This is a genomic window from Aeromonas sp. 601027, assembly GCF_049174455.1.
GTDB classification, from domain to species: domain Bacteria; phylum Pseudomonadota; class Gammaproteobacteria; order Enterobacterales; family Aeromonadaceae; genus Aeromonas; species Aeromonas veronii_A.
In genome coordinates, this window is sequence record NZ_JAAKTN010000014.1 from 35,155 (window position 1) to 62,068 (window position 26,914).

The window sequence follows — 26,914 nt, forward strand, 5'->3', positions numbered from 1 at the left end:
GGAACATTATTCCTTACCCGGTGACCGGGCCAGCTCCAACTCGCGGGATTGACGACGCATGGTGCGGTTGAGGGTGCGGTTTTGCATTTTCAGGCGCAGGAACAGCAGGCCGAATACCAGCCAGCCCAGCAAAAAACCGCCAGCGAAGAAGAAGCCCAACAGCATGGCAAGCGAAAACTCACCCTGAGCGATCAGGTAATTGAACTGAACCAGCTGGCCATTTTGTGAGCCCAGCGCCAGGGTCAGAACAAACACCAGCACCAGCGGAATGAGGGCCAAAATACGCTTCATAAGAGCTCCCTGTCAGTATCTAATGAGAGGCTGATTATCCTTAAAATCGCAGGCAGACTCTAGAGTGAATGGGAAAAGAGTTTAAGAAACAAGACGATTGGCACATGAATCGGTGCCAAAAAGAAAAAAGGCATACCCGAGGTATGCCCATTTCTGCATTATTCAATGATGTTGACGCGCTCGCGCAACTCTTTGCCAGGTTTGAAGTGCGGGACATATTTCCCGGTCAGTTCAACCTTGTCCCCAGTCTTGGGGTTGCGGCCCACACGGGGCGCACGATAGTGCAGTGAAAAACTGCCAAATCCGCGGATTTCAATCCGGTCGCCGTTTTGCAAGGTCGACGCCATCTGCTCAAGGATCTCCTTGATGGCGGCTTCGACATCCTTGGCCGGCATATGCATGCGGCTGGCTGCCAGTTGTTCGATGAGATCTGATTTGGTCATAACGTTAAATCTCCTTCCCCGATCACATGCAATATTCATTTTGCCAGGATAAAAAAGGGCGGCGCAATGCCGCCCTTTTCTTGCATCAAGGATTACTCACCCTTGGCGGCTTTGAACGCTTCCATCATAGCATTGCTGAACACAACTTCTTCTTGCTGGTTCAGGTTATCGATAGCAACACGCTCATCAGCCTCGTCCTTAGCACGGACAGACAGGCTTACGGTGCGGTTCTTACGATCAACGCCCATGAATTTAGCTTCAACTTCGTCACCAACAGACAGCACCAGAGTGGCGTCTTCTACGCGGTCACGAGCAGCGTCGGAGGCACGCAGGTAGCCTTCTACGCCATCAGCCAGTTCGATAACGGCACCTTTGGCATCAACCTCGGTAACCTTACCCTTCACGATAGCACCTTTCTTGTTGTCAGCCAGGTACTTGTTGAACGGGTCTTCTTCGATCTGCTTGACACCCAGGGAGATGCGCTCACGCTCCGGATCCACTTGCAGAACAACGGCTTCGATCTCGTCGCCTTTCTTGAATTCACGCACGGCTTCTTCGCCCTGGTTGTTCCAGGAGATGTCAGACAGGTGAACCAGGCCGTCGATGCCGCCATCCAGACCGATGAAGATACCGAAGTCAGTGATGGACTTGATCTTGCCGGAAACACGGTCGCCTTTGGCGTGAGTTTCGGCAAACAGCTGCCACGGGTTGGATTTGCACTGCTTCAGACCCAGGGAGATACGACGACGCTCTTCGTCGATGTCCAGAACCATCACGTCAACCACGTCGCCAACGTTAACAACTTTGGACGGGTGGATGTTCTTGTTGGTCCAATCCATCTCGGATACGTGTACCAGGCCTTCAACGCCTTCTTCGATTTCAACGAAGCAGCCGTAGTCGGTCAGGTTGGTCACGCGGCCAGACAGACGGGTGGTCTCCGGGTAACGCTTGGCGATAGCAACCCAGGGATCTTCGCCCAGCTGCTTCAGACCCAGGGATACACGGGTACGCTCGCGGTCGAACTTCAGAACCTTGACAGCGATCTCGTCGCCAACGTTGACGATTTCGGAAGGATGCTTAACGCGCTTCCACGCCATGTCGGTGATGTGCAGCAGGCCGTCAACACCGCCCAGATCTACGAATGCACCGTAGTCGGTCAGGTTCTTGACGATACCCTTAACTTCTTGACCTTCTTGCAGGTTAGCCAGCAGGCTTTCGCGCTCGGAGGTGTTCTCGGTCTCGATCACGGCACGACGGGAAACAACAACGTTGTTGCGCTTCTGGTCCAGCTTGATGACTTTGAACTCGAGTTCTTTGTTTTCCAGGTGAGCGGTGTCACGGATCGGACGCACGTCAACCAGAGAACCCGGCAGGAAGGCACGGATGCCGTTCAGTTCAACGGTAAAACCACCCTTGACCTTGCCGTTGATGATACCGATAACGGTAGCTTGCTCTTCGTAAGCCTTCTCAAGCTGCAGCCAGGCTTCGTGGCGCTTGGCTTTTTCGCGGGACAGCTTGGTTTCGCCGAAACCATCTTCGATAGAGTCCAGAGCCACGTCAACGGTGTCGCCGACGTTGATTTCCAGCTCGCCCATGGCGTTCTTGAATTCTTCAGCCGGGATAGCGGACTCGGATTTCAGACCGGCGTCAACCAGTACGAAACCGTTCTCGATAGCAACGACAGTACCCTTGACGATGGAACCTTGACGGGTTTCAACGGCGTTCAGGGACTCTTCAAAGAGTTGAGCAAAAGATTCGATCATTGTTTATGTCACAAATGAAACATCCACTTGCAATCCGGCACAAGCGGGGCTGTTTTAAATAATCTGCGCCATCCTTGGTGCAGACGACCGGATGTCAGCTTGCGCTGGCATCACCAAGTTGTTGCTCTGCATAGGCGAGTACTGTTGCCAGCACTTCATCTATGGTCATGGCGGTAGAGTCTACCACCAGAGCATCTTCTGCCGGTTTCAGGGGTGCTGTAGCGCGATTTCTGTCGCGATCGTCACGTTCCCGAATCTCGGTTAAAAGACGCTCAAAGTTAACATCAAAGCCCTTATCTTGCAACTGCTTATAGCGACGCTGGGCCCGTTCTTCGGCACTGGCGTCGAGGAAAATCTTCACCTCGGCCTCGGGGAAAACAACTGTGCCCATATCACGACCATCGGCAATCAGACCCGGGGCCTGACGAAAAGCACGCTGACGGCGCAGCAAGGCTTCGCGCACCCGGGGGAAGGCGGCGATTTTACTGGCAGCATTACCCACTTCTTCGGTGCGGATGGTGCGGGAGACATCTTCCCCTTCCAGGATCACCTTGACCAGATCGCCCTCAACCTGAAATTGCACATCCAGATTGGCAGCCAGTGGCACCAGTGAAGCTTCACTATCCAGCTCTACATCGTGATGCAGGGCGGCCAGGGACAACACCCGATAGATGGCGCCCGAGTCCAGCAAGTGCCAACCCAGCTTCTCAGCAAGCAGCTGACACAAGGTGCCTTTACCTGCACCACTGGGGCCATCAATTGTCATTACGGGGGCCATCTGAGGCATAACTTCTCTCCTGCACTGTGTTGCTCCCATCCCGAAGGGGTGGGTTAATGGGCGCCGATTATACCCGAATGTGGTGAGCCTGGCAGTCATCAATCCGCACAAAGGGCCAAAACCCGTCGGACAGCTGTGCTTGTATCTCATTTGGAGATTTCATTAAGCAATGCAGGGACTTGTTCTTATGGTCGTTCCTGACAAGGCGCGCTAAACTGGCCCCCTTTTTTGAGCCGTTAGTAGTAAGGAGCAACCTATGAGCAGCGTTACCCTCGTGGCCAAATCCAAATTGCCCACCCCTTGGGGCACCTTCACGCTGGTAGGTTTTCAGGAAACCGGCACAGGCAAAGATCATGCCGCACTGGTGATGGGCGACATTACCGGTGAAGAGCCCGTGCTGGGCCGGATCCACTCAGAGTGCCTGACCGGCGACGCCCTGTTCAGCCTGCGTTGTGACTGCGGTTTCCAGTTGCAGGCGGCCATGGAGAATATCGCCAAAGCCGGTCGTGGCGTGTTGCTGTATGTGCGTCAAGAGGGCCGTGGCATCGGCTTGCTCAACAAGATCCGCGCCTATCACCTGCAGGATCAGGGGGCCGATACCGTGGAAGCCAACGTGGCCCTTGGTTTCGCCGCCGATATGCGCGACTACACCATCTGCGCCGACATGCTCAAGCAGCTTGAAGTCAAGTCTCTCAAACTGATGACCAACAACCCGCGCAAGATGAAAGCGATGGAATCCTTCGGTATTCCGGTGGCCGAACGGGTTCCGTTGCAGGAAGGACGCAATCCCCACAACGAGTTCTATCTGTCGACCAAGGCCAACAAGCTGGATCATATGCTGAAGAAGTGAGCCTGCATTGACGAATGTCAGATAGTCAAACGCCTCCCGAACGGAGGCGTTTTTCTTGGGACGACCCTAGCTATCGCTGTGGTACGGTCAGATTGGCCAGCAGAGCTTCAAGCTCTTCGCCAGTGCGGGCAGCACAGTATTGTTCGACCCGCTCGCGGGTCAATTGCGGCGCGAGACGTTCAATCAGATCGTAGAGATAGCCGCATAAAAATGCCCCTCTGCGCAACCCGATAGCGGCCACACCGCCTGGTAGCGAGGGCGCCGTTTTGAGCACCAGATCGCCATCGCGCTGGGGCTCCCAAGCAAAAGTTGCCATCACCCCGATGCCCATTCCTTGTCTGACATAGGTCTTGAGCACATCGCTGTCGCTCGCACAGCAGGAGATCCGGCTCTCGGCATGAGCGCAATCAGTGCCATGAACTGTGGAGAAAGCCCTTCCATCGGTCACCAATGCAAACTCCACCAGCTCAGCCGGAGTCAGCGATGTTGCTTTGGCCAACGGATGATCCTTGGGCAGCACCAAGCCCCGTTGCCACTGAAAAGAGGGGAGCATGAGCAGATCGCTCCCCTCCTCCGGTTCATCCGCCAGCAGCAGATCGGCAGCGCCATCATGCACGGCTGCGCGGCACTGCGCCGCACTCCCTTGCATCACAGTTACGGCAACTTTGGGAAAGCGGGCCATAAAACCCTTGAGGATGGTGGGCAGAATATAGCGAGCTTGCAGATGAGTGGCGGCAATGGTGAGGGTTCCCTGCTCCGGATGCACATGCTGCCTGGCCATTACCTTGATGGTGGCGACCTTGTCCAGCACCTCCGCGGCCACTTTGATCACATCCCGACCTATGGGGGTGATTTGGGTCAGGTGTTTACCGCTGCGCTCGAAGATCTGGATCCCCAGCTCATCCTCCAGCATCCGCACCTGTTTGCTGATCCCGGGCTGGGAGGTAAAGAGGCTCTCGGCGGTGGCCGACAGATTCAGCCTGTGGTTGGCCACCTCGACGATATAGCGCAATTGCTGCAGTTTCATGGTGTAGCCCTCAAGCGAACCCACCGTTAATAGTAACAAACTTTCAGCTATGGCCCGCCGCCATCAGGCCGGGCGCTCCTTGAGTAGAAAATCACGCAAGGCACGGTTGGCCATGGATAGCGGATCACCACGCCGCCACGCCACACAGAGGTCGAGGTAGATGGGCGGGTCGAAGGGTACGCCACTCAGATCCGGCTCCTCTTCCAGCACCATCTGCAAGAAGGTGGTCACCGCAAAGCCTTGCCGCACCACCGCCTTGAGCAGAGGTATCAGATTGCTCTCGAAGGCGATATCGGGTTCAACGCCCAGGCTCTGGGCCAGCGCCTCCATATGCTCCCGGTGATAAAAGCCACGGCGAAACAGCGCCAGCTCCTGAGCGAAAAACTGCGAGAGGGTGACGGCCGATGCGCCACGCAAGGGGTGATCGTCCCCCACCACCATCAACATCTCTTCGCTCAGCAGATGTGCCCCCTCGATGGCGGGGGGGAGATCACTGGTGATGAGAATGGCCAGATCGAGGGAGCCATCCACCATCCGGCTGAGCAGCTCGCGGGTACCGGCCTCCTCAACACGGATCTTGAGGCCGGGGTAGCGGTGCTTGAAGGCCATCAGACGAGGGGGGAAATAGTAGGAGCCCATCATGTAGGGGATCCCGATCCGCACTTCCCCCCGCTCCAGCCCCTTGAGCTCGGCCATCTCGGCCTCGGCCTGATGCATCTGCAGCAACAGACGCTCTGCATGGCGACAGAGCACCTCTCCCTCCGGTGTGAGCCGTACCGCCCGGTCCTGTCGATCAAACAGCCGCAATTCGAGCTGCTGCTCCAGCTTGGCGATGGCCATGCTGATGGCCGGCTGTGCCACATGCAGACTGTTGGCTGCCTTGGTAAATGAGCCGGCATCCCTGACCGCCAGCAGATAGGTGAGCTGCTTCAGATCCATGTATCAATTCATCTTATGAGATAGATAACTTAAATATATTATATTTATAACCGCAAGGCCTCTACCCTGACCAAAAGCAGTCAGGACAATACGCAATGATTGAAGTTGGAAGTCGCGAGTGGATACGTGCAACCCTGGCCCTCAGCCTGGGCTCTTTTCTGGTGTTTCTGAACCTCTACCAGACCCATCCCCTGTTACCCCTGATTGCCGAGGTCTTCTCGGTCAACTCCCTCTCGGCCAGCTGGACCCTGGCAGGATGCACTGCAGGCCTCGCCGCCTCCCTGCTGATCTGCGCCAGACTGGCGGATCGCCATGGCCGTCGGCAGGTCATGCTGGGTACCCTCACCCTGGCGATCTTGCTCTCACTGTTAATCCCGCTGGTTGAGCAGTTTGGTTCCCTGCTGCTGCTGCGTATCCTGCAGGGCGCGCTGCTGGCCGGGTTACCAGCCACTGCGATTGCCTATATGGGGGAAGAGTTCAGTAAACGGGCACTGCTCTCGGCGGTGGGGGTCTATATTGCCGCCAACTCCCTCGGTGGCATTGCCGGTCGGGTGGTCGGCGGCCTGCTGGCGGGCTGGTTTGGCGACTGGCAGCATACCGTTCTGGGGATCGGTGTGATCAGCCTGTCACTACTGCCGCTGGTCTTCTGGCTGCTGCCCCATCAGACCCGCTTTGTGGCGAGCGCCCCCGTTCGCGGCCAATTTGCTCGCGCCTTGCAGCAGCACCTGACCAATCCCTTGCTGGTAGGGGCTTACCTTATCGGGGGACTCAACTTTATGGTGTTTCTGAACCAGTTCAGTTATCTCACCTTCCTGCTGGCCAAGCCCCCTTTCTCCTTGCCCACCCAGTGGCTCGGCATGCTGTTTCTCACCTATCTCTCGGGGACGGTGGCCTCCTCACTGAGCGGCCGCTTTGCCAACCGCTGGGGGGCACAACGCATGCTGCTGGTCGGGATCGCCCTGATGGCCCTCGGCAGTCTATGGCTACTGCAAGCTAGCCTGCTCGGGATCCTGAGTGGCTTGCTGATCTCCAGCTTCGGCTTTTTCCTGGCACACGCCTGCGCTAGTGCCTGGGTTGGTCATCATGTCGAACACAACCGGGCCCTCGCCTCCTCTCTCTATCTGGTGGCCTACTATCTGGGAGCCAGTCTGGGGGGACTTTACCTGCACCCCTTCTGGGAGCAAGGCGAGCTGGGCGGTCTGGTCATGGGAATTGAACTGGTCCTCATCCTGACGGCGGGCTTGAGCCTCTGGCTTGGTCGCCTCAAGCAGCGAAGCCAATCGCCACTCTCTGCCCAGCAACCCCACCGGCACGGGTAACGGGCTCAGCGCAAACAGGGTCACCCACGAGCAGATAGCGCTCTCGCAACCCAGCACCGCCAGATAGCAAAAGGGGTCACACCGGTGACCCCTTTTACTGCGTTATTCAAGAGCCTGTCAGGCTCGCACCGCATTTAGAGCAGGATCACTCCTGATCGAAATAATCCGCCGGCACCGCGACCACAGCACCGGTCGCCACCTCTTCGGCGATCACCTCAGCCAGCGAGCGCAGATGAAACTTGATCTGGCCGGAGGGCAACATCAGGCCGATATCGGGGTTACGGGTATCTTGCATGTTGCCGGTTTTGAACGGTAACTCGGGATAGCGCGCTACCAGATCCTGCAGTGAAGTGACCACCAGCTCGATATGTTCCAGTCCTGCCTGATGGACGCGCCCCGGTTTCGGCGCCGCCAGCTCGATACAGGGTACCTGCACCTCACCAGCCAGCAGTGGCTGATGCAACTGATAAGTGGCAATCGGGCGACCGCCGATCATCCCCTCCACCAGCAAGGAGCCCGCTTCAGCCAATACAGTACATAGCGCGCGGTACTCCTGCAAGGTCGCCGCCCGATAACAGAGGTGATCGACCGTTGGCTGGGAAAATGTGACGCCAGCAGCGGCCAGTTCGGTCAACAGCTGAGAAACAAATGGGGCCATTGGCCCCAGTGTGGAATCGAGTGGGTGGGACATGCTTACCATTTCTTCTTGGGTTGAAACAGGACATCGAGCTCGTCGGCTTCCTTGTCCTTGATGTTTTGCAGATCCTGCGCGCTGTTTTGCTGCTGCAGCTCTTCAAGCTCCTTGAGCCCCTGACGCATATCCTCTTCACGAGCCAACAGATAGGGATCCTTGTCGCCAATGCTGGCCATTGCCGACAACCCCTTGGTATAGAGCTGGCGGCAAGTACCATATTGGCCCTGAATGCGGGCATCCATCGCCCGCTTGACCAGATTCGAGATGTTGATTTTGAGCTGCATCAGCTCGAGACGACGATCTTCCTGAGCAAACCCCTGCGGATCAATTTTGCCCTTGTTGTGCTCGACACGCAGTACGGCACGTAGCTTTTTTACCAGCTGCAACATCTGGATCGCCTGACGATCAGACTCGGGGGTTTTGAAGTGCCCCTCATCCTGCGCACTGTAATTTTCCTGCACGTTCTTGATCTGGATCTGCACATCGGCGATGCGCTGCTTGATCTGGTTGTTGGGCATCACCTGGGCGATGGCGCGATAGGCATCAAGGATCCGGTGCTGCAACAGCAACACCATGTTTTTGGAGAAAGGCACCAGATTGACGTTCAGCAGTACCTCTTCGGTCTCGTCGGCTACCGTCTTGTGTCTGGCAACGGCGTGACGCTTTTCAGCCTCCGCCTTCTGCTTATATTGCTGTACCACGTTATAGGCGATAACCAAAAACAGGAGCGCGCCGATAGACAGCAATACCAAAGTTAAAATCATAGGATGTCCAAACCCCTGTCCCAATCCAATTGCGTGATCCTACAACAGCTTATCTACTTAAGGTAGCCTGTAGATCCCCCCTTGCCCACGATTTGTCGCCAAGCTGTATACCCGGTCTCAGGGAAAGATTTCAGGATCACGGGAAAATGACCATGATGGTCATCACTCCCATAGTATCGCCCATCAGCGCCATTACTTGAGGTTAAAGCCCCGCGATTGCAGGAATCCCAGCATGAAAGGGCGGGACTCCTTGCCCAGAATGGCGCGGATCTGGCTACTCCAGGTCTGCTGTTTGTTGTTGCTGCTGCGGGCCTGATAGTAGTCCTCGATCTGCTGATCGTACCGGGCCAGCAGGTCGCGATCCAGCTCGTGCTGGTAGCGCTCCTGATGCACCACCAATCCCCTGGGCAGGCGGGGTTTCTGCTCCGGCTGCTGGGCAGGGTGGCCAAGGCAGAGGCCAAACAGCGGGATCACCTGATGGGGCAAGCCCAGTAGCTCGCTCACCTCGGCAGGATGGTTGCGAATGCCGCCGATATAGACCCCGCCCAGCCCCAGCGACTGCGCCGCCAGCAGAGCATTTTGCGCCATCAGGGCGCCGTCGATGGCACCGATCAACAACTGCTCCGCATAACCGGTCTGGGCCTCGGGCACGATCTGGCTGTGACGATGGTAATCGGCGCAGAACACCAGAAACTCGGCCGCCTGCACCACATAGGGTTGATTGCCCGCCAGCATGGCCAGCTGCTGACGCGCCTCGGGTTCACTGACTCGCACAATACTGGTCACCTGCAAAAAGCTCGAGGTCGAGGCGGACTGGGCGGCGGCGAGAATGACATCCAGCTGCTGCGGGGCGATCGGCTCGGCAGTGAACTGACGAATGGAGCGATGGGAAAGGATAAGATCGATGGTCTGATTCATGGCACCTCCAAAATGAGGTAACACCATAGCGAAAAAAACGAGGGAGCCCAAGGCTCCCTCGCACACCCAGCTTAAGGGGCCGGATAGACGTAAGGGGCTTGCAACCCGAGCGGGAAGCCGAGCGCCCAGTAGAGCAGCAGGAAAATCGTCCAGCTCACCAGGAAGGCCAGCGAGTAGGGCAGCATCATGGAGACTAGGGTACCGATCCCGGTGCTCTTCACATACTGCTGGCAATAGACCACCACCAGCGGGAAGAAGACCATCAGCGGGGTGATGATATTGGAAGCAGAATCCCCGACCCGATAGGCCGCCTGGGTCAGCTCGGGGGAGATCCCCACCGCCATCAACATGGGCACTAGGATCGGGCTGATCAGCGCCCACTTGGCGGAGGCCGAGCCGACTACCAGATTGACGGTGGCGGTGAGCAGGATCATCCCGACGATAGTCACCTCACCTGGCAGCGCCAGCGCATGGAGCACTTCGGCACCGGAAAGGGCCAGCAGGGTGCCCAGATTGGAGTCACCAAACGCCTTGATGAAGAGCGCGCAGAAGAAAGCCATCACCATGTAGGAGCCCATCTTGTTCATGGTGGCCGACATGGCATCGATCACATCCTTGCCGCTCTTGAAGCTGCCTGCGACAAAGCCGTAGACAATCCCGGGCAGGATAAAGAGCAGGAAGATGAGCGGCACTATGGACTTCATCACGGGGGCAGCGAAGGTGGTCAGGGAGCCATCGGCAGCACGCAGCGGGGAATCGTTCGGGGAGAGCGCCAGCGCCAGCAGCACGATAGCCGCCAGCATGGCAAACCCGGCCCAGTTGAAGGCTCGGCTCTCTTGCGCGCTGTAGCGCCCCATCTCGTCGGCACTCTCCAGATCCTCGTTAAGCGCCACATGCTTGAGGCGCGGCTCCACCACCTTTTCGGTAATGAACCAGCCGACGCAGATGATCAGCAGCGAAGAGGCTCCGGTAAAGATGATGTTGCAAAGGGTGTTGACCATGTAGTCAGGATCGAGCAACTGAGCGGCGGACTGGGTAAAGCCCTGCAGCAACGCATCCCCGCCGGAGGGCAGGAAGTTGGCGGCAAAACCGCCGGAGACACCGGCAAAGGCGGCGGCGATCCCCGCCAGCGGATGGCGTCCGGCAGCGTGGAAGATGATGCCACCGATGGGGATCACCAGCACATAGCCCGCATCTGCAGCGGTGTGGCTGACGATCGCTACCAGGATCAGCATGGGAGTGAGAAAACGGGCAGGCGTCACTTTGAGCAACTTTTTCAGACCGGTATTGATAAAACCGGACTGCTCGGCCACCCCGACCCCCAGCATGGCCACCAGCACGATGCCCAGCGGGGCAAAGCCGGTGAAAGTGGTCACCATGGTGGAGAGAAACTCGGCCAGACCGGCACCGGTCAGCAGGTTGTTGACCACTACCGCCTCCCCGGTACGGGGGTTGACCAGATCAAACTGGAATTGTGACAACACCCAGGAGCCGACCCAGACGATCAGCAAGGCGTAGAGGAACAGCATGGCGGGGTCGGGTAATTTGTTCCCGGCTTTCTCGACGCCATTGAGGAAACGGTTCAGCCAACCTTTGGGAGGGCTGGCCGGACGGTCATTGACAGCAGCATGACTCATTATTGCGATACTCCTTTCCCTAGAAACGAGGTCGCATGCTAGCAATTCCAGCCAATCCGTCTCATGACCGATCGCAAAAGAATGATTAATTTTGATTAAATATTGCGGAATAAAATTCCAAGTTGTGGCCTAACGCACACTTGTTACTCTGCCATCACGGCATCTAACAGTGGATAACGCCCAACCTGACACTCCACCACGAAACCGCTTGCCTCGACTTGTGCCACCGTCAGCGGCTTGCTGAACAGATATCCCTGGAACACATGGCACCCCTGGGTCTGCAGTGCGGCCAGTTCGTGAGGCTCCTCCACCCCTTCCGCCATGATCCCCAACCCCAGATTGGTGGCCATGGCGGCGGTCGCCCGGATCACCGGCAGGTTGAGGCCGACCACGAAAGAGCGATCCAGCTTGATCGTATCGATGGGCAGGCGATTGAGATAGGCAAGGGATGAGTAGCCGGTACCAAAATCGTCGATGGCAATCTTGATCCCCAGTTCACTCAAGTCATCGAGAATATCGAGGCACCCCTTCATATCCAGCATAAGCACGGTTTCGGTCAGTTCCAGCGTCAACAGGGAAGCATCCACTCCGTGCAGCTCCAGCTGCTGGCGCACTTGCCCGGGCAGTGCCGACGAGAGCTGGAAACCGGAGAGGTTGACGGAGACTGGCACCCGGTGATGGAGGCGCTTCTTCCAACTGGCCATCTGGGCAAGTGCGGTAGAGAGCACCCAGCTGCCGATCTCGCGGATCAGCCCCATCTCTTCGGCCAATGGGATAAATTCCACTGGCGAGACATGGCCAAGCACCGGGTTATACCAACGCAGCAGCGCCTCGTAACCGATCAGACGCCGTTTGGCGACATCGACCTGTGGCTGGTAACAGAGGCTCAGCTCCTGACGACCGATAGCCTTGGCCAGAAACTGCTTAAGATTGAGCTTGCGCTGCAGGGTCTGCTGCATGCTGGGGGTAAAACGCTGCCAGCGCAGCCGCCCCATCTGCTTGGCCTGATACATGGCCATATCGGCGCGGGTGATGAGGTTATCACCATCGTCCGCATCATCGGGATAGATGGCAATGCCGATACTGCCGCCGATGGTTACCTCCGGCAGACCGCTCAGTTGCAGCGGCTTGGTCATCTGGGAGAGCATCTGATCGGCCACATCCTGGGCTCGTTCACTCTGGTTTCCCAAGGGAACCAACGCGGTAAACTCGTCCCCGCCAAGACGGGCCAGCTCAACATCGCGGGGGCAAATCTGTTTGAGGCGACCGGCAACCCGCTCCAGCAAGCGGTCTCCCGCCTTATGGCCGTAGTTGTCGTTGACCAGCTTGAAGTTGTCCAGATCCATGAATACCAGCGCGAAACGCTCCCCCAGCCCGCAATAGGCCTCGAGAGATTTCATCAAGCCATAACGGTTGAGCAGGCCGGTCAGGGAGTCATGCCAGGCGAGGTGGCGATGCTCCAGCTCCTCGAGTTTGCGATCGGTAATATCGCGCATGGTGAGCAGGATCCGTGCTCCTTGCTGGATATAGCGGAACTGATACTGGAACCAGCGCATCCCCTTGAGGGTTCGGCACTCCCCTTCGGTCACTACTTCATCGAGTCGGGAGAGCTTCTGGTAAAAACTGTCGTCACTACCGGAAAAAACCTGGGAGAGCGTGGCGATCCGGTGACCGAAACACATCTCGAAGTGATAGTTGCCGCTTTCGAACGCGCCATTGCTATCGAACAGGCAGGCCAGGGTATCACCGGTTGCCAGCGAGGACTCCTGATAGAGGGTATCGGAGTCGAGCACCGCCTCGGTCATCATCATCAGACGGCCAGCCAGCTGAATGCCGGAGAGGCGTAGATAGATCTGCTTCTTGACCCCCTTTGGGGAGATAGTCCACCACTCGTTGTAACTTCGCCCCTGCTGAAAATCACCGAGGTAGCGTTGCAACAACAGCGCTATGGCTGTGGCCATATCAGCCGAAAAATCCCTGGAACAGAGCTCGTCAAGGGAGGTGGCCTCCCAGAGAGGAAGTGCTGCGCGGTTTGCCCAGAAAATATGGTGATGTTCGATGTCATATACCCAGATAGGGGTATGCAGAACATCCATTGTCTTCAGTAACCGTTCGTCAAGCGTATTCATCTGGTCAAAATCATTCATGCTGGATGGTCACTGGTGAACCGGAAAACAAATGGGCAAACCGCCGTATGCAGAATGCAAGGTGACAACACCTCTCGGCCACTATTTCTCGCGATGGCCAAAAGCAGATAACTGATTTCAGAAATCAACAACAGGAGAGCCAATCCAGCCACAGAAAAAAGGACTCAGCCAATACTCCTGTCAATCAGAACAAATCCCTCGTTCGTTTTTAACTTTTTTTCCCAGCAAAAACAAGCACTAAGAATTGCACTCTGGATACTTCAAAAAACATTTTTACGATTCACAACAAACACTTATTTACTGACAAAAAAGTCAACTAAAAAAAGTGCCGGCATTTCCCTCGTAAAACTTTCATTTATTAACCAGCGCGTTGAATAAACAGACAAAAAAGAGCAAAACCGGCCCCAAATAGCGACTTAACAAGGAACTTAAATACCTCAAAACCGAATATCTACCTTCACCAGACCGGCATGATGAATATGCGACTGTCATCACATTCACATCGCCGAAAAAAAGAACTGCTCTTGACCAGCGCGATCCTCTTTTTTCCTGAGGATGGGTCGTATTGTAGTCATACCATGTCGCCTCTCTCTCTTGAGCTAACGGGTGACATCTCGCAACAATGACTGTGGCGCAGAAAATAATCCTCATTCGAGAACAATTGAAAATTTAAACTGGTATCAGTAGAAATCGAATCCAGATCAATTAAACGCTGAATTACCCTTGCCAAGCGATAAGGCTCTTTTTATGGTTGCCCCCTTGTTACACCCAGAACAGCGTTTATGAAGCACATCGAAGAGTTCTACCTGTTCGTCAAGGTGGTGCAAGAGGGAGGATTCTCCCATGCTGCAGCCGCACTGGGCATGCCAACAGGCACCATCAGTCGACGCATTTCCCAGCTGGAAGAGCAACTGGGTTGCTCCCTGCTACATCGCTCTACCCGTAAACTCCGTCTTACCGATGAAGGGCTCAGATACTACGAGCGTCTCTGCACACCGCTTGCACAAATCGAGCAGGCCACCAGCGAGATCCGGGGTAAAGAAGCAGACATCACCGGGCTTATCCGGATAGCCGCGCCGATCGCGCTCTCCAACACCATCCTCATCGATATGCTGGCCGAATTCGGGCTGCACTATCCCGAGGTACAGTTCGATATCACCCAGACCAATGATCACCAGCACCTGTTCGACAATGATCGGGATCTGGTGTTCTTCAACGGTGAGCTGCCCCAGTCGCTGCCCAATGCGATCTGTCTCGGTCATATCGAGTACGGCCTGTTTGCCTCGCCACTCTATCTGACCAAGAAGGGAACCCCCTCCCACCCCAGCCAGCTGGAAGAACATGATCTCATCTACTGCTGGCCACACCAGCACTGGCAACTGACCGACAAGGATGGCCAAAACATCTGCATCAAACGCAGCGCCAAACTGACCGTCAACCAGACTCAGGCCGCCGTGCGCGCAGCCCGGCGTCATCTGGGGATAGTCAACGCCCCGCTGCACTATCTGAGCAGCTTCCTCCATGACGAGCAGCTGGTACCGGTACTGACCGACTGGCAGACCGGCAATCGCCCCTTCTACATGTTGTGTTGCCAGCACCAATTCGCCCCGTTGCGTGTTAAGATGTTCGCTGAATTTGTTGAGAAATACTCCGCACGCTATCGTAACCGGCAATGGGATAACCAATTTTCACAGGGTGACAACCTCCCACATTGCATCTGACTGTTAGCGGGCCACACTTATAGCAATCCTTGCCAACAGAGCCTGCCTAACGCCATGAATGTATTGATATGTGATGACTCCGGGTTCGCCCGCAAACAGCTGGCACGAGCGCTACCGGCTGACTGGAAAGTCGATTTGCACTATGCGGCGAATGGCCTTGAAGGGATCGAACAGGTGCTGATGGGCCATGGGGATCTCATCTTTCTCGATCTGACCATGCCGGAAATGGACGGTTACGGCGTGCTGGAGACCCTCCAACGGGAGGGTCTACGCAACAAGGTGATCGTGGTCTCCGGGGATATCCAACCAGAGGCCTATCAACGGGTCATGGGGCTAGGGGCGCTCGATTTCATCAAGAAACCTGCCGCCCCAGAAACCCTGCTCGCCCTGCTCAAAAAGCATGATTTCTGGAGTGCCACCCCGAGCGGTCAACCAAGCGCCCCCGAGCAGCAGCCAAACGGAGTGGTAGCCGATGCAGGCGTCAAGATCACCCCCGAAATCCGCGATGTCTATCAGGAGCTGGCCAACGTCTCCATGGGTCAGGCCGCCGACTTGCTGGCTCGTCTGCTCAACGCCTTCGTGGTACTGCCCATCCCCAACGTCAACGTGCTGGAAGTATCAGAGTTGCATATGGCCCTCTCGGCCGCTGCGGATTCAGATACCCTCTCCGCCGTCTGTCAGGGGTTTATCGGAGCTGGGATCGCCGGTGAAGCGCTGATCCTGTTCCATGACTCCAGCTTCAAAGATTTGGCCAAGCTGATGAACCATCAGGGGACGCTGGATCGCACCGCCGAACTGGAGCTGTTGATGGATACCGCCAACGTGCTGATCGGCGCCTTCCTACGCGGCTACGCCAACCAGCTCGACACCCCCTTCAGTCAGGGGCACCCGGTGGTGCTCGGCCAGCACAGACCCATCAACGAGCTGATCAACACCAACAAGAGTCGCTGGCGCCGCACGCTCGCCATCGAGATCAACTACCGGATCCAGGATTACGCGGTGCAGTGTGATCTGCTGCTGCTGTTTACCGAAGATTCCATCGCCACCATGAACAACAAAATCATGCACATGCTCTAGGAGTGACTATGGAAATCCGTGAATTTCATTGGCTGATGAACATAGTCCAGAACCTGGACGTAGGCTTGGTAGTGCTCGACAAGGAGTACAAGGTACAGGTGTGGAACGGCTTTATGGAGAGCCACAGCGGCCGACTGGCCAGTGACGTGCGCGATGGCGTACTGTTCGAGCTCTTCCCCGATGTGGACAGAGCCTGGTTCGAGCGCAAGGCCAACATGGTCTTCAAGCTCAACAACCGCGCCTTCAGCACCTGGGAGCAGAAGCCCTATCTGCTACGTTTCTCCAACTATCGCCCCATTACCGGCTCGGCCCCCCATATGTTCCAGAACCTGACGCTGGTGCCACTGGCCGATTTCGGCGGTCAGGTGACCCACATCGCGGTGATGATCTACGACGCTACCGATGAGGCCATGCTGATGAGCGGCCAGCGGCAGGCTTGAGCTTGCAGCAAATAACAGAGGGCGCCGCGGCGCCCTCTTTTATTTCGGTATGAACAGGTCTCGGTATAACCTCTACCTCACCAGCCGTCTCAACGCGCCCCGAGATACTCGGTGAAGGCGTCGATCACCTCTTCAATATCGTCATCGTTGATTTGCAGATGGGTCACCAACCGCAGCTCGCCGTAACCGGAGAAGAGGATCCCCCTCTCCTTCATAAAAGCGAGCAGAGGGGCTGATTCCCCCTCACGCAGCCGCAGGAACACCATATTGCTCTGCACCAGCGAGAGGTCGAGCTCGATGCCCGGCAGTGCAGCCAACCCTTCGGCCAGCCGTTTGGCACGGCGGTGATCATCGGCCAGGCGGGTCACGTGCTGCTCGAGGGCAAACAGACCGGCTTGCGCCAGAATCCCCGCCTGACGCATGCCGCCCCCCAGCATCTTGCGCAGTCGGCGCGCACGGGCGATGAAGTCGTGTCTGCCCACCAGCAGCGAGCCCACCGGTGCGCCCAACCCCTTGGAGAGACAAATCGAGATGCTATCAAATGGAGCGGCGATCACCTCGACCGGGGTCTCGCTGGCCACGGCGGCGTTAAAAAGCCGGGCGCCATCGAGATGAAGCTTCAAGCCGCGCTCGGCAACGAATGCCCCCATCTCCTGCAGATAGGAGAGCGGCAGCACCTTGCCGTTGTGGGTGTTCTCAAGGCAGATCAGGCGAGTCTGGACGAAGTGGGCATCATCAGGGGCCAGCGCAGCCCTGATATCATCGAATGCCAGTGTGCCATCGCGCTGCATCGGCAAGGGTTGCAGGGCTACGGAGCCCAGCACGGCACTCCCCTGCGCTTCATAGCGATAGATGTGAGCGGCGTTGCCGAGGATGGCCCCCTCACCGCGCTGACAGTGGCTCATCACCGCCAACAGATTGGACATGGTGCCGGACGGCACAAACAGCGCCGCCTGTTTGCCCAGCAATCTGGCCCCAAAGGCCTCCAGCGCGTTGACGCCCGGATCTTCACCATAGACATCGTCACCGACTTCGGCGTGGAGCATGGCTTGACGCATGGCGTCAGTAGGCTGGGTGACGGTGTCACTTCGTAAATCGATATAGCGCATGAGATCCCTCCTGAAACAGGAGAGTGACGTTAGCCATGCGCCCCTCGCTTGGCAAGGGGCGCATGAGCAGAATGTGAAGCCAATAGACGTCCGTAGAACCCGCAGGCGGGATTTACCAAGGCAGCGGCTGACCGTTCAGATCCAGTAGCTGGCCCGATTGAGTCAATGATAACCCCTTGATGAGATTGAGCAGTTTCACCGCCACCTCGGCAGGATCCAGCAATTGATCCGCGGGCAACTCGCTCAGAAAGGGGGTATTCATCGGGGAGTCCATCAAGCCGGGCGCAACGGCCACCACCCCTGCTTGCGGGAAACGCTGCGTCCACTCAAGGGCCAGGGTTTTCACCCCCATGTCGAGGGCCGCTTTGCTCATCCGGTAGCTGTAACGTCCCCCCTCCAGATTGGCGGTGATGGAGCCCGCCAGATCGGAGATGGCGCAGAGCCACAGCGGATGGTCATTGCCCATCAACCGGCTGAAACGGGCAGCCAGCGCCAGTGTTGGCCAGGCATTGGCCAGCAGGCTGTCGCACAGCCACTTGGGGTGCACCTCTTCGACCCGCCGCTCCGGCATAAAGCTGACATCGTGCAACACGCCGATGGTATTGATCACAACGGTGGGAAGCGGATCGCAATCGTAGAGGGTAAACAAGGCATCGAACGAGATGGCATCGACATCTGGCAGCGGGAAGAAGTCCTCCATCTCGATCCCTTTGGGATAGTTGCGCCCGGCCAGCAGGAATGACTCTCCCCTTGCCATCAGCTCTCTTGCCAGCGCCGAGCCCAGCGCACCACTTCCGAGGATCAAGTAGCTCATCGCCCATTCCATGGAGACTTATCTTGCTTAGAGCGTATCAGAATAATCAACCGGCCGTGACACGACCAAAGGGTAATATGCTCCTCATCACGCTTCCCCCAGATGGCGGCCAAACTCCCGCGCCAGCGCCAAGTCGAGAAAACCGTCCGCTTTCTTGTGGGTGCGCAAAAACTGGTAGTAGGCGAGCAGGGTGACCAGCGCCTCCTCATCGGGCAGCCCCACCCCGGGTTGCTGCTCGCCCAGCAGTTGCTGCGCCGCAGCCAGCGCCTCCCTGTCCACCACTTCCGCCTGACGGTAGAGATAACCGCATCCGGTCGCCAGCCACTCCAGCGAGCAGTTGGCCCCCATGGCGATCTGGTTGGCCCGCGCCAGGCCAGGCTCGGCCCCCTTCAAATATTTGCGGATCAGCGCTTCACTGAGCCCCACCTTGCGGGCAAAGGCGCTCACGCTCATCTCCCCGATCAGGCTCTGCAAGCGCTCGGCAAATCCTTCCATCCAATTATCTCCCCAACTCTCTTCGGTCAGAACCAAAGTTCGAATCATGCCACTGTCCATTATTGCTTTGCCAGCCACATGGGGCCAAGATGCCCGCAGTCATCCATGTTGCACATCGTTTTCGCATCGCGTTTTTAAAGGAGTCAACCATGTCTGTATCCCGTGTCGCCCTGCATCCGCAAGGCCCCACCTTCTCTCGCCTCATCATGGGTTACTGGCGCCTGATGGAGTGGCAGCTCTCTCCGGCCGCTCTGCTCGATCTGATGAAATATCATCTGGATCTGGGGGTCACCACCATCGATCACGCCGATATCTATGGTGGCTACCAGTGCGAAGAGGCCTTTGGTCACGCCCTACGCCTCGAGCCTTCCCTGCGCAGCCGGATGGAGATCGTCACCAAGTGCGGTATCGCCCTCACCGCCAAGCCGGAGCATGCTCTCAACCACTACAACACCGGCAAGGACCATATCATCGCCAGCGCCGAGGCCTCGCTGCGCAAGCTCGGCACCGACCATCTGGACCTGCTGCTGATCCACCGCCCGGATCCCCTGATGAACGCCGATGATGTGGCCGACGCCTTTATCACCCTGAAACAGGCGGGTAAGATCAAGCACGCCGGGGTATCCAACTTCACCGCCCGTCAGTTCGAGCTACTGCAATCGCGCCTCCCCTTCCCGCTAGTCACCAACCAGCTGGAGATCTCGCCGCTTCATCAGGAAGGGACCCTCGATGGTACCCTGGATCAGTGCCAGCAGCTTGGCATCAAGCCGATGGCCTGGTCATGTCTCGGCGGCGGCCGACTGTTCAGCGATGAGGCCTATGCCCCGCTGCGTGCCGAACTGGAGCAGATCCGTCAGGAAGTGGGCGCCCAGACTATCGAGCAGGTGGTCTACGCTTGGGTAATGATGCTGCCAAGCCAGCCGCTGCCATTGATTGGCTCCGGCAAGCGGGAGCGGATTGCCGCCGCCGTGGCCGCCGAATCCATCGAGCTTAACCGCCAGCAGTGGTTCCGCATCCGCAAGGCGGCACTCGGTTACGACGTCCCCTGATCACAGCAAAACATTCAGAAACAAAAACGGCATGGGGGAAACCCATGCCGTTTTTTTATTGCCGAGGCACCTTAGCGGTGGCGCTGTTGCGGGCGACCACGGGGAGCATCTGTCTTCGGTTTGGCCTGGTTGACGGTGATGGTACGGCCACCGACTTCTGTGCCATGCAGACCAGCGATGGCCTTTTCGGCATCACCATTGACCGGCATTTCAATAAAACCAAACCCCTTTGACTGGCCGGTATCGCGGTCGATGATGATATCAACCTTGTCGACCTGTCCAAACTGGCTGAACAGGGTTTTCAGTTCGTCGGCCGTCATCCGGTACGACAGATTTCCTACGTAAATCTTCATGCCATCCACTCTCGATTCAAGGTGCCTTCTCTATGCAATTCCCAGCATAACGGTAAGGGCACAACCCCTATGCCGGACCTGCCATGGCTTCATGCCGTGGCCTTCTCCACACTGTCGTCAAGTGATTGATCTCTTGGGTTAACAGTGCAGACAAGATCAATTCGAGTCACTGGCAGTATCTGAGCTTTGCCGGGAATTGTCGAGAAAATAGTCGACTCAGGCCGATTGCAGATCTGACAACCGTTGCGCCAGCATCCGGCGACCGTGCCAGGCCCGTTTAAAGCCGAAGCGATAGACAGACGGGCTCACCAGATGCAGCTCCCCCGCCTTGAGATCCAGCAAGGCCATGGCCGCCGCCAGCTCATCTTCACTCAGTTGCAGATCGAGGCTGAAGTCGAGCCACTGGCCGTCGTGACCCACTCGTCGCTCCCGTTCAAGCGCCACCAGCTGGTTGCGGGGCAGCGCCAGCGCCTCATCCTTGTTGCCATTGAGCAGATAGATATGCTGTTCATCCCACCCCAGCTCCGCCAGGCGCCAGGGCTGCCAGCTGCGGGGCAGCGACACCATGATCCCGGTGATGCCACCAAAGACCACGCCCACCCAGTTGAGCAGCGCCATGGCGCCCCAGCCATCCCACAAGGAGGCCGCTACCACGCCCCAACTCACCAGCAACAGCAGAAAAATGACGCAGCGATAGCGAACCGCTGGCGGCATCAACAGCTGCACCTGCGAACCGGCAAGCAAGGATGTAATACGCATGAAAAGCTCCTGTCATCACGAAATGGCGCCATTGTGAATAGGCATCAGGATGCTGACAAGGGGGTTTTCTTTGTCATCCCCCTATAAAATCAATACCATGGCGTAAATGATTCTCAGTGGAACCCGCTTCTTGACCAGCTCGCAACCCTGTGTGCGCTTTTGTGGCGTCGACAAATTCTATGGCGATTTTCAGGCTCTTCATCACATCGATCTCACCATTGAACGGGGAGAGAAGTGGGTTATCTGTGGCCCGTCAGGCTCGGGAAAATCGACCCTGATCCGCACCATCAACGGGCTGGAGGGGATCGACGACGGCCAGCTGTTCCTGTTTGGCGAGCCGGTGACCCCTTCCTACCTGCGCCGCCTGCAAGGTCGGGTTGGCATGGTGTTTCAGCAGTTCAACCTCTTCCCCCATATGACGGTGCTGGAAAACCTGATGGTGGCGCCGGTGCATACCCTGGGGTTGCGACCTCAGGAGGCCAAAGCCCGGGCGCTCGGGCTGCTCGAGCGGGTGCGCATTCAGGCACAGGCCGACAAGTACCCACACCAGCTCTCCGGCGGCCAGCAGCAGCGGGTCGCCATCGCCCGCTCCCTCTGCATGCAACCCGAGCTGATGCTGTTTGACGAGCCCACCTCCGCCCTCGACCCCGAGATGATCCGCGAAGTGCTCGATGTGATCCGCGAGCTGGCTGACGAGGGGATGACCCTGATCTGCGTTACCCACGAGATGGGCTTTGCCCGTCAAGTGGCGGATCGGGTGCTCTTTATGGACGAGGGGAAGATCATCGAGTCGGCCCCGCCCGCCCAACTGTTCAACGCCCCTCGGCACCCGCGAACCCGGGCCTTCCTCGAACAGGTGCTCAGCTATCATGGCTAGGCTCAATCGCCCCCGCCTGCTCGGCTGGTTGTCAGGCACTGTGATGCTCTTTGCGCTACTGGGCTGGACGCTCTATAGCGGCGCTCGCCAGATGGGCTATGAGTGGCAGTGGCCGCGGATGTTGCCCTTTCTCGGCGAGTGGGATGAGGGAACCTTTTATGCCGGCCCCTTGCTAAACGGCCTGCTGGTCACTTTGCAGGTGGCGCTGCTCAGCCTGTTGGGCACTCTGGCGGTCGGGGTGTGCGTGGTCAGCCTGCGGCTGCTTCCCTCCAGGCTCGGCCCATGGCTCGCCATCGCCTATCTGGCGCTGGTGCGCACCACGCCCCAGCTGGTGCAGCTCTATATTCTCTATTTCTTGCTGGGCCCCATGCTGGGATTGGCCCCCCTTGCCTGCGCCGTGTTGAGCCTCTCCCTCTATCAGGGCGCTTTCACCGCCGAAGTGCTGCGTGCAGGCGTACAGGCCATTCCCAAAGGACAGTGGGAGGCAGCCCAGTCGCTTGGCTTGTCGCGAACCATCACCCTGCGCAAGGTGATCCTGCCCCAGCTGGTGCGCATCACCTTGCCGCCGCTCACCAACGAGCTGGTCTCCCTTATCAAACATTCGGCGCTGGTGAGTGTGATCGCCATCTTCGATCTGACCAACGAAGGGCGTACTCTGGTTGCCGATACGTTTCTGACCTTTGAGGTGTGGTTTACCGTAGCTGCCCTCTATTTGCTGTTAACCCTGACGCTGTCAGCCTGTTCGCGGGCACTGGCCCGTCACCTGAATCCGGATCAACAAGGACGCTAACCATGAATCTGTCATTCAAGACCACCCTGTCGGGCGCAGCCCTGCTGCTGGCAAGCCTGCTCACTCCGGCACTGGCAGAAACTGCCCCCTCCGACACCCAGGCGCAGATCGAGCAGAGCGGTACCCTGCGGGTCGGCATGTCCACCTTCGCCCCCTGGGCGATGCGCGACAAGCAAGGGGCGCTAATCGGTTTCGAGATTGACGTGGCCCGTCGCCTCGCCACAGATAACGGCTGGCAGGTAGAGTTCGTGCCTACCGCCTGGGATGGCATCATCCCCTCCCTGCTGGCGAAAAAATATGACGTCATCATCGGCGGCCTCACCATCACCCCCGAGCGGGAGAAGAGCGTGCGCTTCACCCAGGCCTACTCCCATTCGGGGGTGCAGCTGGCCGCCTCCAGCACCCTGGCCAAAGAGAAGAAAACCGTGGCGGACTTCAACCAGCGCGGGGTGATCCTGGCGGTACGTCGTGGCGCCTCACCGGTACAGGTGGCAAAAGAACACTTCCCCAAGGCCACCCTGCGCCAGTTTGATGACGAGTCACAGGTATTTCAGGAGGTGCTGAACGGCCGCGCCCACGGCGCCCTCTCCTCTTCCCCGAAACCCGAGCAAGAAGCGCTGCGCCACCCGGATGCCCTCTTTATGCCGTTTGCCGAGCCGTTGGCACAAGGCGATGAAGGCTTTGCCCTGCGCAAGGGGGATGATGCCCTGGCTGAGCAGTTCAACGAGTGGATCGCCGCCCGTCAGGCCGATGGCTGGCTCAAAGCGCGCCATGACTACTGGTTCAAGTCGCTAGCGTGGGAAGCGCAGGTCGCCAATCCCTGATGCTGATTGCTCTAAAAGAGACCATCCGGCGCATCATCCGTGGGGCATGTCGGAACATCAACTGGCTGGATGGGGCGATCGCCCTGATCCTGCTGCTGGCTGGCCTCTGGCTGGCCAGCCGCCTGCACATCGGGGTGGCCTATCAGTGGCGCTGGCATGAAGCCTTCGACCTGCTGTTCACCCCCGGCCCTCACGGCGAGTTGCCCTACTTTTTCAGCGGTCTGATCACCACCTTGCGCATCGCCCTGCTCGGCATGGTACTGGCGCTGCTGCTCGGCACTGCGCTGGGGGTAGCCGCCTTCAGCCGCCACCCCTGGCTGGTGATGCCCGCGACCCTGTTTATCCAGCTGATCCGCAATCTGCCGCCGCTGGTCTTTATCTTCATCTTCTACTTCTTTATCGCCAACCAGCTGCTGCCTGCGAGCGGCCTCTCCCGCTGGCTCGGCACCGTATCACTCTCCCCGTGGCAAGAGGCGCTGTTTGGCCCACCTGCCCGCTGGGAGAACCTCATCTCAGGCACCCTCTGCGTTGGCATGATCAGCGCAGCCTTCGTCGCCGAGATCGTCCGCGCCGGGCTGGCCGCCATCCCCCGTGGCCAGTGGGAGGCGGCGCAGAGCCTCGGGCTCTCTCCCTGGGTGCGGCTGCGCCATGTGATCCTGCCGCAGGCCATGCTGCTGATGCTCCCCCCCCTCACCGGCCAGCTCATTGCGCTGGTGAAGGATACCGCCATTGTTTCCCTTATCTCGGTGCAGGAGCTCACCTTCGTCGGTACCGAGATGGCCAACTCCAGCGGACTGGTCTACGAGATCTGGCTGCTGGTAGCCGCGGCCTATTTATTTATATGTTTGAGTCTGTTCGTATTGCTGAGCCGACTCGAAGCAAGACAAGGAGCACGCACATGCTGACGTCCCTGTTGCTGGCGACTGTATTGCAAGCGGAAGCCATCGGTGGTTATGCCGCCGGTTGCCTGAAAAACGGCGTATCCCTGCCCCTCGAAGGGCCGGGTTATCAGGTGATCCGCACCAAACGGCTGCGCTACTACGGCCACCCCGACCTTATCCACTACCTGCAAGCGCTGGCCAACCAGACCCGCATGGCCGGGCTGCCGGATCTCTACATCGCCGATCTGGCGATGGCCCGGGGCGGCCCCTTTACCTCCGGCCATCGAAGCCATCAGACCGGACTCGATGCCGATATCTGGTTTCGCATGGCCAACCGCCCCATCAGCAAATGGGAGCAGGATGCCCCCAAGGAGTGGGCGCTGATCGACGAACCCAGCTACAAGATGTTACCGGGCCGCTTTGGCCCCCAGCAGCTCACCCTGCTGCGGCTTGCGGCCAGCAAACCCGAGGTGGCCCGCATCTTCGTCAATCCGGTGATCAAATCCGCGGTCTGCCAACAGGCTGGTAACGAACCCTGGGTCGCCAAGCTACGCCCCTGGGTGGGCCACTTCAGCCACTTCCACGTGCGGCTGCGCTGCCCGGTGGGCAGCCCCGATTGTGAACCCCAGGCTCCCATTCCGCCCGGCAATGGCTGTGGGGAAGAGCTGGCCTCCTGGCTAAAAGACAAGCCCCAGTTGCCCAAGGTCTCAGGCATCAACAAGCGACCTGAGCTACCTGCGCGTTGTGGCAACTGACCCCAAGCTGGTATGGTGATGCACTCTTGGTCGTACACCATCCATGGCGCACTATCGACTCGAAATACCAAAGGAGAACAACAAGATGGCCACATCACTCTGGCGCAGAACCACGCAGAGCCTGTTGACCCTGACCCTGCTGCTCGGCCTGACCGGCTGCGGCATGAACAACATTCCGACCCTGGATGAGCAGGTCAAGGCGAGCTGGGGGCAGGTTGAGAACCAGTATCAGCGCCGTGCCGATCTCATTCCCAATCTGGTCGCCACCGTCAAGGGCTACGCCAGCCATGAGCAGGAGACCCTAAAGGCGGTCACCGATGCCCGTGCCCGGGTCGGCAGCGTGCAGGTGAGCGATCCTGCCCAGCTCAAGGAGTTTGAAGCGGCGCAGAACCAGCTCTCCAGCGCCCTCTCTCGCCTGATGGTGGTGGTAGAGCGCTACCCCGAGCTGAAAGCGGATCAGCAGTTCCTTGCCCTGCAGGCCCAACTGGAAGGAACCGAGAACCGCATCTCGGTGGCTCGCCGCGACTATATCGAGGCGGTGCGCCAGTTCAATACCGAGATCCGCACTTTCCCCGGCGTTATCTGGTCCAAGCTGCTCTACTCGGATCTGGAGGCCAAACCCAGTTTCAGTGCCAAACCCGGTGCCGATGAGGCGCCCAAGGTCAGCTTCCAATGAAGATGATGCTGCGCTGGTTTCTTCCCTGTCTGCTGCTCTGGGCCACTGCCCTGCAAGCGGCACCCGACTTCCCGACGCTGAGCGGACGGGTGGTGGATGAAGCCAGTCTTATGTCCCGCAAACAGGCCCATCAACTGACCCAACAGCTGGCCGCCTTTGAAAAGCGCAGCGGCATCCAGCTGGTGGTGGTCTCCGTCGACAGCCTCGATGGGGAGACCATCGAGGAGTACGGCTACCAGCTCGGTCGCCACTGGGGGATCGGCCAGAAAGGCAAAAACAATGGCGTGTTGTTGCTGATCGCCCAGGATGAGCGCAAGGTGCGGATCGAGGTGGGATATGGGCTGGAAGGCGCCCTGCCCGACGCCATCGCCGCCAACATCATCCATGGCCGCATCCTGCCCGCCTTCAAGCGCGGCGATATGGTGGCCGGGATCATGGCGGGCAGCCAGAGCATCATGAAGGCACTCGCCGGAGAATATCAGCCGGTCGAGCAGCCAAAGAGTGACAAGGGTGGCGGCCCCTGGCTGTTTATTCTGGTGGTGATTGCGATGATCGTGCTCCACAACCTGCGCGGCGGTGGTGGCGGTGGGCCAGGAGGACGACGTCGGTCGACCTACATGGCCGGTGGATTGGGTGCCGGCGCCTTTGGTGGTCGCTCTGGCGGCGGATTCAGCGGTGGCGGCGGCAGTTTTGGCGGCGGCGGAGCCTCCGGTGGCTGGTAACA

29 protein-coding genes are annotated in these 26,914 nt (G+C 58.2%); 13 read left to right on the plus strand and 16 right to left on the minus strand.

Going from position 1 to position 26,914, the window contains the following annotated elements; all coding sequences use genetic code 11:
* Nucleotides 1-6 precede the first annotated feature (6 nt).
* The 4 genes from G5193_RS16855 to cmk form a co-directional block, all read right to left on the minus strand.
* Nucleotides 7-291, minus strand: a complete 285-nt coding sequence (locus G5193_RS16855) for a LapA family protein (protein ID WP_005337143.1) — start codon at nucleotides 289-291, stop codon at nucleotides 7-9.
* 158 nt (nucleotides 292-449) lie between these two features.
* Nucleotides 450-734, minus strand: coding sequence for an integration host factor subunit beta (gene ihfB / locus G5193_RS16860; RefSeq protein ID WP_005299934.1), 285 nt, complete (start codon nucleotides 732-734; stop codon nucleotides 450-452).
* A 92-nt stretch (nucleotides 735-826) separates the two neighbouring features.
* Nucleotides 827-2,497, minus strand: coding sequence for a 30S ribosomal protein S1 (rpsA, locus tag G5193_RS16865; protein WP_005337148.1), 1,671 nt, complete (start codon nucleotides 2,495-2,497; stop codon nucleotides 827-829).
* A 94-nt stretch (nucleotides 2,498-2,591) separates the two neighbouring features.
* The gene (gene cmk / locus G5193_RS16870; RefSeq protein WP_019444698.1) at nucleotides 2,592-3,284 is read right to left on the minus strand and encodes a (d)CMP kinase; all 693 of its coding nucleotides are present in this window, start codon (nucleotides 3,282-3,284) and stop codon (nucleotides 2,592-2,594) included.
* 247 nt (nucleotides 3,285-3,531) lie between these two features.
* Here cmk and ribA point away from each other — a divergent pair, with 247 nt between their 5' ends.
* On the plus strand, nucleotides 3,532-4,125 hold the full coding sequence (gene ribA / locus G5193_RS16875) for a GTP cyclohydrolase II (protein WP_005337152.1): 594 nt from the start codon (nucleotides 3,532-3,534) through the stop codon (nucleotides 4,123-4,125).
* A 70-nt stretch (nucleotides 4,126-4,195) separates the two neighbouring features.
* Here the strand turns inward: ribA and G5193_RS16880 are convergent, their stop codons facing one another.
* The gene (locus G5193_RS16880; RefSeq protein WP_421206544.1) at nucleotides 4,196-5,152 is read right to left on the minus strand and encodes a LysR substrate-binding domain-containing protein; all 957 of its coding nucleotides are present in this window, start codon (nucleotides 5,150-5,152) and stop codon (nucleotides 4,196-4,198) included.
* Nucleotides 5,153-5,215: 63 nt separating this feature from the next.
* Nucleotides 5,216-6,091 carry a LysR family transcriptional regulator gene (locus G5193_RS16885; RefSeq protein WP_421206546.1) on the minus strand — a complete coding sequence of 292 codons (876 nt, stop codon included), beginning with the start codon at nucleotides 6,089-6,091 and terminating at the stop codon, nucleotides 5,216-5,218.
* Nucleotides 6,092-6,186: 95 nt separating this feature from the next.
* On the opposite strand from G5193_RS16885, the gene G5193_RS16890 reads away from it, so the two are divergent.
* Nucleotides 6,187-7,410, plus strand: a complete 1,224-nt coding sequence (locus tag G5193_RS16890) for an MFS transporter (protein WP_421206548.1) — start codon at nucleotides 6,187-6,189, stop codon at nucleotides 7,408-7,410.
* 145 nt (nucleotides 7,411-7,555) lie between these two features.
* Here G5193_RS16890 and G5193_RS16895 read toward each other — a convergent pair whose 3' ends face one another.
* The 5 genes from G5193_RS16895 to G5193_RS16915 all read right to left on the minus strand — a co-directional run bounded on the left by G5193_RS16895 (nucleotide 7,556) and on the right by G5193_RS16915 (nucleotide 13,519).
* Nucleotides 7,556-8,110: a VOC family protein gene (locus G5193_RS16895; protein ID WP_421206550.1), complete on the minus strand. Its 555-nt coding sequence runs from the start codon at nucleotides 8,108-8,110 to the stop codon at nucleotides 7,556-7,558.
* Nucleotides 8,104-8,868: a DNA repair protein gene (locus G5193_RS16900; protein ID WP_216953387.1), complete on the minus strand. Its 765-nt coding sequence runs from the start codon at nucleotides 8,866-8,868 to the stop codon at nucleotides 8,104-8,106. The genes G5193_RS16895 and G5193_RS16900 overlap by 7 nt, the downstream gene beginning before the upstream one ends.
* Nucleotides 8,869-9,060: 192 nt before the next feature.
* Nucleotides 9,061-9,786 carry an oxygen-insensitive NADPH nitroreductase gene (nfsA, locus tag G5193_RS16905; RefSeq protein ID WP_421206552.1) on the minus strand — a complete coding sequence of 242 codons (726 nt, stop codon included), beginning with the start codon at nucleotides 9,784-9,786 and terminating at the stop codon, nucleotides 9,061-9,063.
* Between the two features lie 71 nt (nucleotides 9,787-9,857).
* The gene (locus tag G5193_RS16910; RefSeq protein WP_216953385.1) at nucleotides 9,858-11,423 is read right to left on the minus strand and encodes an AbgT family transporter; all 1,566 of its coding nucleotides are present in this window, start codon (nucleotides 11,421-11,423) and stop codon (nucleotides 9,858-9,860) included.
* Between the two features lie 143 nt (nucleotides 11,424-11,566).
* Nucleotides 11,567-13,519 (minus strand): putative bifunctional diguanylate cyclase/phosphodiesterase, encoded by a 1,953-nt coding sequence (locus G5193_RS16915; protein ID WP_421172599.1) that lies wholly within the window; start codon nucleotides 13,517-13,519, stop codon nucleotides 11,567-11,569.
* A gap of 833 nt (nucleotides 13,520-14,352) precedes the next feature.
* On the opposite strand from G5193_RS16915, the gene G5193_RS16920 reads away from it, so the two are divergent.
* From G5193_RS16920 to G5193_RS16930, 3 genes are read left to right on the plus strand one after another with little or no spacing between them, the layout of a single operon-like run.
* Nucleotides 14,353-15,291, plus strand: coding sequence for a LysR family transcriptional regulator (locus G5193_RS16920; RefSeq protein WP_216978986.1), 939 nt, complete (start codon nucleotides 14,353-14,355; stop codon nucleotides 15,289-15,291).
* A 54-nt stretch (nucleotides 15,292-15,345) separates the two neighbouring features.
* A complete protein-coding gene (locus tag G5193_RS16925; RefSeq protein WP_043823589.1) occupies nucleotides 15,346-16,368 on the plus strand; it encodes a response regulator in 1,023 nt (340 codons plus the stop codon).
* Nucleotides 16,369-16,376: 8 nt separating this feature from the next.
* Nucleotides 16,377-16,808: a PAS domain-containing protein gene (locus G5193_RS16930; RefSeq protein WP_005337175.1), complete on the plus strand. Its 432-nt coding sequence runs from the start codon at nucleotides 16,377-16,379 to the stop codon at nucleotides 16,806-16,808.
* An 89-nt stretch (nucleotides 16,809-16,897) separates the two neighbouring features.
* Here G5193_RS16930 and ltaE read toward each other — a convergent pair whose 3' ends face one another.
* The 3 genes from ltaE to G5193_RS16945 form a co-directional block, all read right to left on the minus strand.
* Nucleotides 16,898-17,917, minus strand: a complete 1,020-nt coding sequence (ltaE, locus tag G5193_RS16935; RefSeq protein ID WP_216953383.1) for a low-specificity L-threonine aldolase — start codon at nucleotides 17,915-17,917, stop codon at nucleotides 16,898-16,900.
* Nucleotides 17,918-18,029: 112 nt separating this feature from the next.
* Nucleotides 18,030-18,731 (minus strand): short-chain dehydrogenase, encoded by a 702-nt coding sequence (locus G5193_RS16940; protein ID WP_216953382.1) that lies wholly within the window; start codon nucleotides 18,729-18,731, stop codon nucleotides 18,030-18,032.
* 87 nt (nucleotides 18,732-18,818) lie between these two features.
* On the minus strand, nucleotides 18,819-19,226 hold the full coding sequence (locus tag G5193_RS16945; protein WP_033137628.1) for a helix-turn-helix domain-containing protein: 408 nt from the start codon (nucleotides 19,224-19,226) through the stop codon (nucleotides 18,819-18,821).
* Between the two features lie 149 nt (nucleotides 19,227-19,375).
* On the opposite strand from G5193_RS16945, the gene G5193_RS16950 reads away from it, so the two are divergent.
* Nucleotides 19,376-20,275, plus strand: coding sequence for an aldo/keto reductase (locus G5193_RS16950; RefSeq protein ID WP_227342566.1), 900 nt, complete (start codon nucleotides 19,376-19,378; stop codon nucleotides 20,273-20,275).
* Nucleotides 20,276-20,346: 71 nt separating this feature from the next.
* Here G5193_RS16950 and G5193_RS16955 read toward each other — a convergent pair whose 3' ends face one another.
* Together G5193_RS16955 and G5193_RS16960 are read right to left on the minus strand one after the other, a co-directional pair.
* A complete protein-coding gene (locus tag G5193_RS16955) occupies nucleotides 20,347-20,628 on the minus strand; it encodes an RNA recognition motif domain-containing protein (protein ID WP_005337180.1) in 282 nt (93 codons plus the stop codon).
* A gap of 216 nt (nucleotides 20,629-20,844) precedes the next feature.
* On the minus strand, nucleotides 20,845-21,387 hold the full coding sequence (locus G5193_RS16960) for a hypothetical protein (RefSeq protein ID WP_416004608.1): 543 nt from the start codon (nucleotides 21,385-21,387) through the stop codon (nucleotides 20,845-20,847).
* 106 nt (nucleotides 21,388-21,493) lie between these two features.
* Between G5193_RS16960 and G5193_RS16965 the strand changes: the two genes are divergently transcribed.
* The 7 genes from G5193_RS16965 to G5193_RS16995 all read left to right on the plus strand — a co-directional run bounded on the left by G5193_RS16965 (nucleotide 21,494) and on the right by G5193_RS16995 (nucleotide 26,912).
* Nucleotides 21,494-22,264: an amino acid ABC transporter ATP-binding protein gene (locus G5193_RS16965; RefSeq protein ID WP_075115892.1), complete on the plus strand. Its 771-nt coding sequence runs from the start codon at nucleotides 21,494-21,496 to the stop codon at nucleotides 22,262-22,264.
* Nucleotides 22,257-23,054 carry an amino acid ABC transporter permease gene (locus G5193_RS16970; protein ID WP_421206555.1) on the plus strand — a complete coding sequence of 266 codons (798 nt, stop codon included), beginning with the start codon at nucleotides 22,257-22,259 and terminating at the stop codon, nucleotides 23,052-23,054. Before G5193_RS16965 ends, G5193_RS16970 begins: the two co-directional genes overlap by 8 nt.
* A 2-nt stretch (nucleotides 23,055-23,056) precedes the next feature.
* Nucleotides 23,057-23,878: a transporter substrate-binding domain-containing protein gene (locus G5193_RS16975; protein WP_019444714.1), complete on the plus strand. Its 822-nt coding sequence runs from the start codon at nucleotides 23,057-23,059 to the stop codon at nucleotides 23,876-23,878.
* On the plus strand, nucleotides 23,878-24,783 hold the full coding sequence (locus tag G5193_RS16980; RefSeq protein ID WP_421206557.1) for an amino acid ABC transporter permease: 906 nt from the start codon (nucleotides 23,878-23,880) through the stop codon (nucleotides 24,781-24,783). The genes G5193_RS16975 and G5193_RS16980 overlap by 1 nt, the downstream gene beginning before the upstream one ends.
* Nucleotides 24,777-25,514 carry a penicillin-insensitive murein endopeptidase gene (gene mepA / locus G5193_RS16985; protein WP_005359850.1) on the plus strand — a complete coding sequence of 246 codons (738 nt, stop codon included), beginning with the start codon at nucleotides 24,777-24,779 and terminating at the stop codon, nucleotides 25,512-25,514. Before G5193_RS16980 ends, mepA begins: the two co-directional genes overlap by 7 nt.
* Before the next feature lie 85 nt (nucleotides 25,515-25,599).
* Nucleotides 25,600-26,190 carry a LemA family protein gene (locus G5193_RS16990; protein ID WP_005346564.1) on the plus strand — a complete coding sequence of 197 codons (591 nt, stop codon included), beginning with the start codon at nucleotides 25,600-25,602 and terminating at the stop codon, nucleotides 26,188-26,190.
* The gene (locus G5193_RS16995) at nucleotides 26,187-26,912 is read left to right on the plus strand and encodes a TPM domain-containing protein (protein ID WP_421206559.1); all 726 of its coding nucleotides are present in this window, start codon (nucleotides 26,187-26,189) and stop codon (nucleotides 26,910-26,912) included. The genes G5193_RS16990 and G5193_RS16995 overlap by 4 nt, the downstream gene beginning before the upstream one ends.
* The last annotated feature ends 2 nt before the right edge of the window (nucleotides 26,913-26,914 follow it).

What these genes read in the sequence shown, in the direction of transcription:
- G5193_RS16855 (WP_005337143.1), bottom strand. Translation starts at nt 291, where the DNA reads ATGAAGCGTATTTTGGCCCTCATTCCGCTGGTGCTGGTGTTTGTTCTG.
- ihfB (WP_005299934.1), bottom strand. Translation starts at nt 734, where the DNA reads ATGACCAAATCAGATCTCATCGAACAACTGGCAGCCAGCCGCATGCAT.
- rpsA (WP_005337148.1), bottom strand. Translation starts at nt 2,497, where the DNA reads ATGATCGAATCTTTTGCTCAACTCTTTGAAGAGTCCCTGAACGCCGTT.
- cmk (WP_019444698.1), bottom strand. Translation starts at nt 3,284, where the DNA reads ATGCCTCAGATGGCCCCCGTAATGACAATTGATGGCCCCAGTGGTGCA.
- ribA (WP_005337152.1), top strand. Translation starts at nt 3,532, where the DNA reads ATGAGCAGCGTTACCCTCGTGGCCAAATCCAAATTGCCCACCCCTTGG.
- G5193_RS16880 (WP_421206544.1), bottom strand. Translation starts at nt 5,152, where the DNA reads ATGAAACTGCAGCAATTGCGCTATATCGTCGAGGTGGCCAACCACAGG.
- G5193_RS16885 (WP_421206546.1), bottom strand. Translation starts at nt 6,091, where the DNA reads ATGGATCTGAAGCAGCTCACCTATCTGCTGGCGGTCAGGGATGCCGGC.
- G5193_RS16890 (WP_421206548.1), top strand. Translation starts at nt 6,187, where the DNA reads ATGATTGAAGTTGGAAGTCGCGAGTGGATACGTGCAACCCTGGCCCTC.
- G5193_RS16895 (WP_421206550.1), bottom strand. Translation starts at nt 8,110, where the DNA reads ATGGTAAGCATGTCCCACCCACTCGATTCCACACTGGGGCCAATGGCC.
- G5193_RS16900 (WP_216953387.1), bottom strand. Translation starts at nt 8,868, where the DNA reads ATGATTTTAACTTTGGTATTGCTGTCTATCGGCGCGCTCCTGTTTTTG.
- nfsA (WP_421206552.1), bottom strand. Translation starts at nt 9,786, where the DNA reads ATGAATCAGACCATCGATCTTATCCTTTCCCATCGCTCCATTCGTCAG.
- G5193_RS16910 (WP_216953385.1), bottom strand. Translation starts at nt 11,423, where the DNA reads ATGAGTCATGCTGCTGTCAATGACCGTCCGGCCAGCCCTCCCAAAGGT.
- G5193_RS16915 (WP_421172599.1), bottom strand. Translation starts at nt 13,519, where the DNA reads ATGGATGTTCTGCATACCCCTATCTGGGTATATGACATCGAACATCAC.
- G5193_RS16920 (WP_216978986.1), top strand. Translation starts at nt 14,353, where the DNA reads ATGAAGCACATCGAAGAGTTCTACCTGTTCGTCAAGGTGGTGCAAGAG.
- G5193_RS16925 (WP_043823589.1), top strand. Translation starts at nt 15,346, where the DNA reads ATGAATGTATTGATATGTGATGACTCCGGGTTCGCCCGCAAACAGCTG.
- G5193_RS16930 (WP_005337175.1), top strand. Translation starts at nt 16,377, where the DNA reads ATGGAAATCCGTGAATTTCATTGGCTGATGAACATAGTCCAGAACCTG.
- ltaE (WP_216953383.1), bottom strand. Translation starts at nt 17,917, where the DNA reads ATGCGCTATATCGATTTACGAAGTGACACCGTCACCCAGCCTACTGAC.
- G5193_RS16940 (WP_216953382.1), bottom strand. Translation starts at nt 18,731, where the DNA reads ATGAGCTACTTGATCCTCGGAAGTGGTGCGCTGGGCTCGGCGCTGGCA.
- G5193_RS16945 (WP_033137628.1), bottom strand. Translation starts at nt 19,226, where the DNA reads ATGGAAGGATTTGCCGAGCGCTTGCAGAGCCTGATCGGGGAGATGAGC.
- G5193_RS16950 (WP_227342566.1), top strand. Translation starts at nt 19,376, where the DNA reads ATGTCTGTATCCCGTGTCGCCCTGCATCCGCAAGGCCCCACCTTCTCT.
- G5193_RS16955 (WP_005337180.1), bottom strand. Translation starts at nt 20,628, where the DNA reads ATGAAGATTTACGTAGGAAATCTGTCGTACCGGATGACGGCCGACGAA.
- G5193_RS16960 (WP_416004608.1), bottom strand. Translation starts at nt 21,387, where the DNA reads ATGCGTATTACATCCTTGCTTGCCGGTTCGCAGGTGCAGCTGTTGATG.
- G5193_RS16965 (WP_075115892.1), top strand. Translation starts at nt 21,494, where the DNA reads ATGATTCTCAGTGGAACCCGCTTCTTGACCAGCTCGCAACCCTGTGTG.
- G5193_RS16970 (WP_421206555.1), top strand. Translation starts at nt 22,257, where the DNA reads ATGGCTAGGCTCAATCGCCCCCGCCTGCTCGGCTGGTTGTCAGGCACT.
- G5193_RS16975 (WP_019444714.1), top strand. Translation starts at nt 23,057, where the DNA reads ATGAATCTGTCATTCAAGACCACCCTGTCGGGCGCAGCCCTGCTGCTG.
- G5193_RS16980 (WP_421206557.1), top strand. Translation starts at nt 23,878, where the DNA reads ATGCTGATTGCTCTAAAAGAGACCATCCGGCGCATCATCCGTGGGGCA.
- mepA (WP_005359850.1), top strand. Translation starts at nt 24,777, where the DNA reads ATGCTGACGTCCCTGTTGCTGGCGACTGTATTGCAAGCGGAAGCCATC.
- G5193_RS16990 (WP_005346564.1), top strand. Translation starts at nt 25,600, where the DNA reads ATGGCCACATCACTCTGGCGCAGAACCACGCAGAGCCTGTTGACCCTG.
- G5193_RS16995 (WP_421206559.1), top strand. Translation starts at nt 26,187, where the DNA reads ATGAAGATGATGCTGCGCTGGTTTCTTCCCTGTCTGCTGCTCTGGGCC.